Below are 9,131 nucleotides of genomic sequence, written 5' to 3'. Positions count from 1 at the left end.
AAAAATCGACGCTACTAATAATTAAATAATGCTCCAAATACAACTAATACCAACATAATCAGTCCGAGAATCCAGAAATTAGCCGCAAACAAACCAATCGTAGCGGCTAACAGAAACATCAACAAAAGACAACCACAAGCGGCACTGCTGATAAACTCAAACAGTAGCCAGACCAGAAACAAAAAAATAAAGATTGATATTGCAACAGTCATTTTTCGCCTTTCTAAGATACGATTAATTCATACACTTTATATTTAAACACAAAAAATGAACCTCTCAAAGTTCCTTTAGAGATTCATAATATTACATATTTTAAAAGTAAACAACGAATAATTCTAACGTACTGTAAGAAGCCTCATTACAATAATTACAATTTGCTATCAAGTAATTGTTGAAACTGGTCCATGGTATCATCAAACTTCGGTAGTTTACCTGTATCTTGGGAATTTTCAACAATTTTAATAACCAAATCGTTGAATGGAGTCTTGATTCCATATTTCTTGCCCGTCTCGGAGATCACCCCATTGATGTCATCAACCTCAGTCTTTCTGCCCTTCTCCAAATCCTGCAGCATACTAGCCTTTAGGTTCTTACTGTTGTTCATCGCGGACTTCAAGTAGGCCAACTGTGCTGGTTCATCATTGGGATGTTCACTAGTAAGTGAACTGAGGTCATGATTTCCCATTTTGGCAAATTTCACACCGTCAGCATGACCGACCTTTAATCCTTCACTTACGATATTTAGCGCACTCTTTAAGCCAACCTCACTATCAGCAACCTGGCCAAACGTAGCATCACTTGCGGCTGATAACCCACTAAATGATGAGTTAACCAAAAGTTTAGACCATTTGGTTCCAAGTAAGTTATCGGAAATGGCGGTGCCACCAACGTGACTCAACACGTCTTTGACCTTCTTAATGCGGTCGGTGTCTTTTCCATCAAGTTCACCAATCTGAAACGCCGCATTTTCAAAGGCTGGAAGTGCCGTGGTCAATTCCGACTCCGTGTGGTTAAGTTGGGTCCCACCAAATTCAACGGAACCAGCAACGATGTTTGCGGGATCAATGACCTTTGAAATCGCAATTTCTGGGACCCCGTTTTGAAGCGAAACCAAAGTCCCATTTGGTTTCAACACGTCTTTAACTTTCGGGAGAACTTCATCATTATGAGTCTGCTTGGTCAAAAGTAAAACGAGATCATACTCGTTCGATTTTAATTCATTCGGAGTCTTGGCCGATACAGGAACGGTAAAGTTAGCCGTACCAGTGACCGTCGCACCCTGATCATTTAAATCCTTAACGTGCTGGGGATTGTCGGCAATCAAATCCACGTTGTCTTTGCCGTATGCTTTGGTAAGATAAGCACCAATAATGGTCCCAAGTGAACCAGCGCCATAGACTGCAATTTTCATTATTACCATACTTCTTTCTTTTTTGGAATACTTTGGAATACATGGAGAAGTATGTCGCTGTGAAGTGGGAATGTCAAAAATGTGGGCTTATAAAAAATCGTTAATGATATCTTGTGAATTAGATTTTCTAATAAAGCAAACCATAAACAATAAACTAACCAGTACCACAATTGACATCGTCGTAACAGCTGAGACAATTTCACTAGCGGGAATCACCTCCTGAATTCCATTATTAGCTGAAGTCGTAAAATTCCATAAAAAGTGCATCAACATCGGCAAAAGAATGGTTCTGGTCCGAAGATAAATCACACCATTAATGATTCCCATTGAGAGCGTGAACAGTATCTGAACCAGCGTTACCCATAATCCTTGATGAAGGGTTTCAATGTTAATTAAATGAGTTCCCGAGAACATCAGACTACTAACCACGACCGCTATGAGGCAAAAAAGATGGGGTTTATTTTTTAGAACGGAAAGCAAGATTGACAGTAACATTGTCAAAATGACTCCTCTAAAAAGAAATTCCTCTAAAACGCCTGAGCCTAACGAAATTATCAATGGCTTAATCATTGCCGTTCTAAATAAATCTACGGAAGACAGTTGCAATACAACTAAGCAAATAAAAATTAGTATTATTAAATCAATTATCCACTGCTTTTTAAATGGAACGTTTGATTTTAAGTAAACTGGTTGTTTTAACCACCAAAAATTTACCAAATAGAAAAACAAAAATAAAACGACGTATGTAACCGCAAATACAGCAATTCCCTTATCGGTAAGTTCATAAATTAAGTGAATACATGGAAATGATATTAAAATAGCAAAGTAAAACACAATTAATTGAAATAAATAATTTTTGGTTAACGACTTAATTGAAAACACATCCTTAAGTATTTAGGTATAAAAAATGAGTGTTGATAGGCACTCATTTTATCTTTTAATTATGAAATAATAAAACATCTTTCAGTGTGAAATTTAGTTAATCATGATTATTAACTAGCTCATTGTACTTCTTATAAAAACCCTTCGTATCCTTATACGCCAAACGATACAGCTCATAGTACTTGTTATACTCTTCATTTCTTTCAGGATTGGGTTCAATCTTTTCATTAATCTTGACCCACTTTTGGACTGCTTGAGGTTGAATTTGATTCAATCCAATTCCAGCCAGAATGGCACTTCCGAGGTCGGCTTCACCACCAGAATCAGTCGTTTTGACGGTCTTACCCGTCACGTCCGCAATGATTTGGACCATTTTTTTAGAACTGCTAACGCCACCAACTAGAGTAAACGAGTCGCCAATGTGATCACCAAACTGTTCAATACTCTGACGAACGGAATAGGCAATGGCCTCCTGAAACGCCTTAAATAACTCGTAACGCTTTGTCGTCATTGAAATCCCAAAGATGGTTCCCCGAACGTTGGAGTCCCAGACCGGACTGCGTTCACCCATAAAGTATGGTAAAACAATCAAGCCATTACTACCAGCGGGAACGTGTTCACTTTCTTCGTCCAGCATTTTCGTACTGTTATTATTATCAACTTCTTGGGCGAATTCACGGGTAAACCACGCAATTACCGCGCCAGCCGTGTTAGCTCCGGCAAAGTTATAGTAGTATTCCTTTGGTTTATAAGCGTAAGGCCAAATAATAAGATTGTCATCTTTAAGTGGCTTGTTGGTCACAAGTGCCGCATTCATTGACGTTCCTAGTGCAATCGTCATACGACCGGTGCCAAGAACACCAGTTCCGACCGTCGCTGGCCCAACGTCAACTCCAGTATTAAAGATTGGTGTCCCAACTTTAACGCCTAGTTCTTGCGCCCACTTGTCAGTGACTTGACCGGCGACATCCGTGCTAGCAATCATCTTCTGCGGTAATTTATTTAAATCAATGCCTAATTTAGCGGCCAGTTCAGGTGACCACTCATCATCATTAATGTTGAAAATTCCAGCTAAGTTACCAGCCGCGGAATAATTAATGCTGATATTCCCCGTTAACTTGTAAATGACGTACGATTCGGGTGGCAAAAATTGATAGGTGTCGCGGTACAACTCCGACTTGTTTTGTTTCAACCACATAATTTTAGTGTAACCGTAGTACGGGTCAGCCAGGTTGCCAGTGACGTCCATCAGTTCTGATTTACTAACGAGTTTCAGTGCTTCTGAAGTTTCTTTTGTAGCCCGACGATCCATCCAAATCAAAGCAGGACCGAGTGGTTGACCATTTTTATCAATTGGAACCCCAGAACCACCATAGAGACCGTCGATGCCAATACCAATGATGCGGGTACTATCGACTTTTTGGGCTAATTTTTTAATCAAGAACGTCACCGCCTGAAGCCAGTCGTCAGCATTCTCTTGCGCCCACTCTGGATGTGGTGTTTCTAACTGATATGAAGCTTTGTCTTGAGCAATAATTTCACCAGTGGTCGTCATCAAGATGGCTTTGGTGCTTGAGGTGCCGATATCAATTCCTAAAATGTATTGGGTCATGGGAAGTCTCCTTTGAGAAATAAAGTGAGCTGTTTTGATGACTTAAGTTTAGCTTATTGGGTGTAATTTGTTAATGAGTGAACATTCATTGGGTTAAAAGATTGTTGAAATAGGGTTCTAGTATACTTAATATTAAAAAATAATTGACTTAAAAGCCAATAAAATTGAAACAAATGAACAATGTTTCTTTTTGTTTTCCTTGTATTTCTTAATAAATTTAATCAAACGATAATGAATAAAGATTAGGGTGACACTCCAGACAACTTCAATAACCATTAAACCCCAGTATATTTTTGAATGTAAAATAGGCCAATATGCTAAAGTAGTCATTAATATCATTAGACCATTGTAGAATAAAACGTTAATTATAGAAGACCATGCTTTAATCATAGAACCACACCTATAATTACCTGTGTACATATTGAAATTAATATACTCTTTATTTCTACTAACATTGTATAATTTTCGATAAGAAACCTCTAAGGAAGAATATTCAGTTCCTATAAATTCAAACAATATAATAATCCCTATTAAAAGAATAAATAACTGATTCTTATTAAATTGTGGACTAGTAGATTTTATAAACGTAAAAACTGCTGCTAAAAGAGTAATACACAGTCCCTTAGTTTTAAATGAGTCACCGGCCAATCGATCAATTACATTTTCTATCATTTTAAGATATTCAACTTTATCATTTTTAATAGTAAATATCTCCTATCTACGTAATGTCATAGTCACACCATAGGTATAACTTGTTTTAGCTCATTAATTAAATCATCTTTATTTTCAACATTAGTTAACTCTTGCATGCACTTCTCAACATTATAATTAAATTCTGGAATCTCATTTGTTATCGCTATTTTCTTGTTTATTTTATCAAATTCTTTTAGTAAATTAACTTTATTACTTTGAAAAAATTGATGAAAAGTCTTTAACTCTTCCATAATCCATGGTGAATACGTCAATCCATTTTCAATTGAATTATCCGTATCTATAAATATAAATGCATTGCAATTATTAATCATTTGGTTTAAAGCACTAACAAGCATCAAATTTACATTAGATGCGACAAACATCGCTTCATTATAATCATATCCGTTCTCTCGTTTATCACAATAATCATCAACAATATCAGCAATCAAATCTTTAGAATTTCCCCAAACATCTGCATCGATAAAGGGATGGAAATCCATACGTGTATTTTTAGATTGATTTTTTAAAAATTCAGCAAATTTCTCTACCACTTCTAAATCTTTATGCGAATGAGATATAAAAATATTTGCTTCTATATTATTCTTAAACCACTCATTAATTATTTTATCTCCATTAAGTAATACTTCTTGATCAGAATTAGTGTCTTTATCAAGAGATTTTTTTACAATTCCCTTACTAAAGGCATTTTCCAGCTTAATTGAATTATCTTTTCTTTGTGGAGCTGAATACTGATTCACTATCTCATTTACAACAGATTTACTAATTCTAAAACCTTTAATCATAAGTTAAAACCTTCCATCTATATTCTAATAATGCAATCATATTAATTGATGTTCAATCACTAATCTCTCAAAAGCACTCTTGTTCTTAGCCATCTGAAACAATGCATCTTGTTGAGTACTTTGCACAATGTGGTTATTTTCAATCTGGTTCAGTGTTCCATATCCCATTCCCAATGTTTTAGCAAAGTCCCTACTAGACAATCCATAACTTTTCCTGAGTTTTCTAACATCTGTTGGCACCATAAAACCCTTTAATTTACGATAAGCATCAAATATTTTATGAATATTTTCATCAGGCTTGTTAAAATCAAGCCATTTTTCACCAGCATTATCGACGAGAAAATGTTCGTTAACACTAACATCTACACCCTTAAAAATAACAGTTTTATTTTCGTAGACATCTTGGTATTGACCAGTTTGGTCTGTTTCTGGATTATATAATAATTTCATCATTATTTTCTCCTTTCTACTTATAACGATAATGTATTGGATATTCAGCAATATGAATTGAAATCCAATATACTGAATTCTCCTTCAATTGAAATTTTAAATACAGATCATAATTTAATCTAGTTAACCCGAATACCCAAATGTCTCCAAAAATTGATGGAATGTGGTTATCACTTTCTGGACCACAAACATAATCCTTCCAAGAAAGATTGTCATAAATAAAATTCATGATTCCTACTGAATCCATATCTAATTTAATTTGAGTTTCCAGGTTTTTAGAGCGTCTGCTTACCTACCAAGTTGATCGATTTTGTTCGATCTTCTTTAAAACACTTTTAACTTTACGCTTAGATGCATTATTCATGGTGCTTATCACCATATCTCCCTTGGCTAATATCATTATACCATTTGTTTCTAATCAGAAACAAAACAATAAATTAACCCATAATAAAAACCATTTAGTTAAATTAATTAACTAAATGGTTTACATCGTGCATATACGCATTAATTACTTATCTTCACAGAGACTTTTTCATAAAAAATACTTTTCTGTTACATCCTACAACTCATACATATACTTCACATCATCCGCCTGGGCATCGGACTTAATCAACAAGGTCTCAAATAAATCGGTTAAACCGACAATTTCATTGGTATGAAAAGTAATGGTGTTTTCTTTTTTATCAATCTCAGTATCAAACGCATTTTCAGTAATACGCCAGTTCTCGTTGGTCCAGTCTTCCTGATTAAAGGCCTGAAAGGCAATGTAGTTATTAATCAACATCTCACCTTGTTTGGACAACCAAGCAAGTACGTTCAGGTCAATGCCTTGAAAACCCTCCCTTAAGTCCGGCTGCAAAATTTTCTCTGGATCATATGGCTGAAAGACCTCTAAATCAATGTTGTCCTTAATCAAATACTTTTTAGCCCCAATGTAACCACGTTGAAGTGAAGCAATGGTGGCCTCTTTCATCTTGTCATCCATGGGTTGTTCAAATTGACCGTAGACCTCCATGAAAGTTGAAAGGAACTTCTGCTGGTCACGTTGGACGTGGTCGTAGAATTCGTCCCCATTGTGATTCATATCAGCCGCAAGAGCCTCCACCGTCGACGGAATATCATCCCGGTTAAAGTCAACGTTGACCATGTACACCCCAATCGCAGCGTTTGACAAATAATTATCGACGATTACGTCCCTAATTTGTTGCGGAATCGGTCTGACCTTGTTGAAATCAAACTGATTACTGTTATCGTTGACTCCTGTCGCTACCAATCGTTTAAACACTCGCCCGTTATCTGCCTTAATAATATGTTTCATTTTAAATACTCCATTCATTAATTGATTGTGATTATGACTATACAACATCACACATTTTTACAAAAGTCATTTCACATCAATTTATCGAAAATAAAAGAGACTTCACGACTGAAATCTCGATTTCATTATTTACTTTTTAGGATGCTCAAGATTTACCAAGAAATCACGGGTCATTTCGTTTGTCCGGTATGGATACCGTCCGTTTCGATCCGTCACCCGGTGAAGCGGCAACACGATCCAGATGGGACTCCTCGAAATAGCAGCTTCCACTTTATCCTGACTCACACCAGAACGGTCTGCCAAATCAGAAACCGTGACCAGTTCACCAAACGGGATCTGGGCAATTTCGTTCCAAACCAACCGGTCTTCATCGGAACCGTAGCCCATAAAATCAGTTGGTAAATCAAGACTAGTTGATTTACCTCTCAAATAGTTTTTAATTGTTTTACGATATTGCAAGCTGTGCTCACTATTTTTGGCGTACTCAAAATGATCATTCGTATAAAAATCAAGCAGTTGAGACACTCCTTGACCTGGACTGCTTACGAAATTCAATCCATGATCGTCAATCGTGAAGAAGACTTTATCCCCGTTAACATGAACGGAATCCCAATACAATCTTTGCATTTTTTTACCTCATCCCACTCTTTCCATATCATCATTTTATCATAAAATGTGATGGTAACCTAACTCCAGGGAAACAATTATCGCCGTCTGCGTGGTATCCTAGGGGTAGAATACGAAAAAGGAGAACGCTTATGACTAAAGAAATGAATGCCGTTGGTTACACAAAATATTTACCAATTGATGACCCCAAGAGTTTATTTGATTTCACCACCGAAGTTCCCAAGCCGGAACCACACGACCTGTTAGTAAAAGTGGCTGCCGTTTCGGTTAACCCCGTGGACGTTTTCACCCGTGAAGCTCAAAAAGAGCCACTAAAAGAACCGAAAATTATCGGATGGGATGCCGTTGGAACCGTTGAAGCGGTTGGTTCTAAGACCAATCGTTTCAGTGTCGGTGACCGCGTCTTCTACGCCGGTTCACACGTTCGTCCAGGTAGCGATAGTGAGTATCAGGTGGTTGACGAACGCATCGTTGGCATTGCCCCGAAGAAGTTAGACAATGCTCACGCTGCCGCCATGCCACTCACTAGCCTGACGGCGTGGGAAGCCATGTTTGAACAGATGAACATTGACTTTTATGACCGTGACGAACAGAACCACAATAAATCAATCTTAATCATCAATGGTGCCGGTGGAGTTGGTTCAATTGCAACCCAATTGGCCCACCGCGCTAACCTCAAAGTCATTGCCACTGCTGGAAAAGATGAGACGAAACAGTGGGAACTCGATCACGGCGCCGACATCGTTGTTGACTACCACGATGACATCGTTTCAAAGATTCACGACCAAGGTTTTAATTACGTTGACTACATCTTAGATTTACGTAACATCGACGCGTACTGGGACGAAATCTGTGAGTTAATTGCCCCATCTGGCACAATTGTATCAATCACCGGCTCTGGCAAGTCACTCGACATGAGTAAATTAAAGGAAAAACGTGCTCGCTTCGCCTGGGAATACATGTTTACCAAATCCGAATTCCATACTCCTGACATGATCACCCAACACGAAATCTTGGATAAGATTAGTATCATGCTCGATGAGGGGAATTTAGTAAGCACCATGACCAAGCAGTTTGGTTCCATCAATGCCGAAAACTTACGAAAAGCTACCAAATTAGTCGAAAGTAAACAAATGATTGGCAAAGTCGTGGTTGCTAATGATGAAAATGAAAAATAATAGTGCCACAAAGGAAACCGAAGAACTAAAAAAGAATGGTCAAATCAAAGAGGCACTTGAGGGACAAAAAGACCAGAATCCTAATCACTATTCTGATATTAGTAAAGGAATTAACTGGAATAATCTTTAACATTAAAAAGGATTGAACTTTTTTCAA

General features: G+C 37.3%; 11 protein-coding genes. 2 read left to right on the top strand and 9 right to left on the bottom strand.

The features are described from left to right. Positions 1–14: 14 nt before the first annotated feature. The 9 genes from AC6UD0_RS06055 to AC6UD0_RS06015 form a co-directional block, all read right to left on the bottom strand. Positions 15–212 (bottom strand): hypothetical protein, encoded by a 198-nt coding sequence (locus AC6UD0_RS06055; protein ID WP_500695384.1) that lies wholly within the window; start codon positions 210–212, stop codon positions 15–17. A 155-nt stretch (positions 213–367) separates the two neighbouring features. Continuing rightward, positions 368–1,411, bottom strand: a complete 1,044-nt coding sequence (locus AC6UD0_RS06050; RefSeq protein ID WP_500708480.1) for a ketopantoate reductase family protein — start codon at positions 1,409–1,411, stop codon at positions 368–370. Between the two features lie 87 nt (positions 1,412–1,498). Continuing rightward, positions 1,499–1,981 carry a CPBP family intramembrane glutamic endopeptidase gene (locus AC6UD0_RS06045; RefSeq protein WP_500708481.1) on the bottom strand — a complete coding sequence of 161 codons (483 nt, stop codon included), beginning with the start codon at positions 1,979–1,981 and terminating at the stop codon, positions 1,499–1,501. A gap of 409 nt (positions 1,982–2,390) precedes the next feature. After that, positions 2,391–3,905 carry an FGGY-family carbohydrate kinase gene (locus AC6UD0_RS06040; RefSeq protein ID WP_500708479.1) on the bottom strand — a complete coding sequence of 505 codons (1,515 nt, stop codon included), beginning with the start codon at positions 3,903–3,905 and terminating at the stop codon, positions 2,391–2,393. A gap of 132 nt (positions 3,906–4,037) precedes the next feature. Beyond that, positions 4,038–4,577 carry a hypothetical protein gene (locus AC6UD0_RS06035; RefSeq protein ID WP_500708478.1) on the bottom strand — a complete coding sequence of 180 codons (540 nt, stop codon included), beginning with the start codon at positions 4,575–4,577 and terminating at the stop codon, positions 4,038–4,040. 62 nt (positions 4,578–4,639) lie between these two features. Next, a complete protein-coding gene (locus AC6UD0_RS06030; RefSeq protein ID WP_500708477.1) occupies positions 4,640–5,401 on the bottom strand; it encodes a toll/interleukin-1 receptor domain-containing protein in 762 nt (253 codons plus the stop codon). Between the two features lie 36 nt (positions 5,402–5,437). Continuing rightward, positions 5,438–5,854 (bottom strand): helix-turn-helix domain-containing protein, encoded by a 417-nt coding sequence (locus tag AC6UD0_RS06025; RefSeq protein WP_500708475.1) that lies wholly within the window; start codon positions 5,852–5,854, stop codon positions 5,438–5,440. Between the two features lie 556 nt (positions 5,855–6,410). Beyond that, on the bottom strand, positions 6,411–7,169 hold the full coding sequence (locus tag AC6UD0_RS06020; RefSeq protein WP_500708474.1) for a hypothetical protein: 759 nt from the start codon (positions 7,167–7,169) through the stop codon (positions 6,411–6,413). A 129-nt stretch (positions 7,170–7,298) separates the two neighbouring features. After that, the gene (locus AC6UD0_RS06015) at positions 7,299–7,796 is read right to left on the bottom strand and encodes a methylated-DNA--[protein]-cysteine S-methyltransferase (protein WP_500699003.1); all 498 of its coding nucleotides are present in this window, start codon (positions 7,794–7,796) and stop codon (positions 7,299–7,301) included. Between the two features lie 131 nt (positions 7,797–7,927). On the opposite strand from AC6UD0_RS06015, the gene AC6UD0_RS06010 reads away from it, so the two are divergent. Both AC6UD0_RS06010 and AC6UD0_RS06005 read left to right on the top strand, forming a co-directional pair. Continuing rightward, a complete protein-coding gene (locus AC6UD0_RS06010; RefSeq protein ID WP_500708473.1) occupies positions 7,928–8,974 on the top strand; it encodes a zinc-binding alcohol dehydrogenase family protein in 1,047 nt (348 codons plus the stop codon). Continuing rightward, positions 8,964–9,104: a hypothetical protein gene (locus tag AC6UD0_RS06005; RefSeq protein WP_500700905.1), complete on the top strand. Its 141-nt coding sequence runs from the start codon at positions 8,964–8,966 to the stop codon at positions 9,102–9,104. Before AC6UD0_RS06010 ends, AC6UD0_RS06005 begins: the two co-directional genes overlap by 11 nt. The last annotated feature ends 27 nt before the right edge of the window (positions 9,105–9,131 follow it).

The sequence above is a fragment of the Fructilactobacillus sp. X7R9C1 genome, assembly GCF_059901005.1.
The sequence above is the reverse complement of the archived record's forward strand: the minus strand, read 5'-3'. Positions and strand labels throughout refer to the sequence as shown.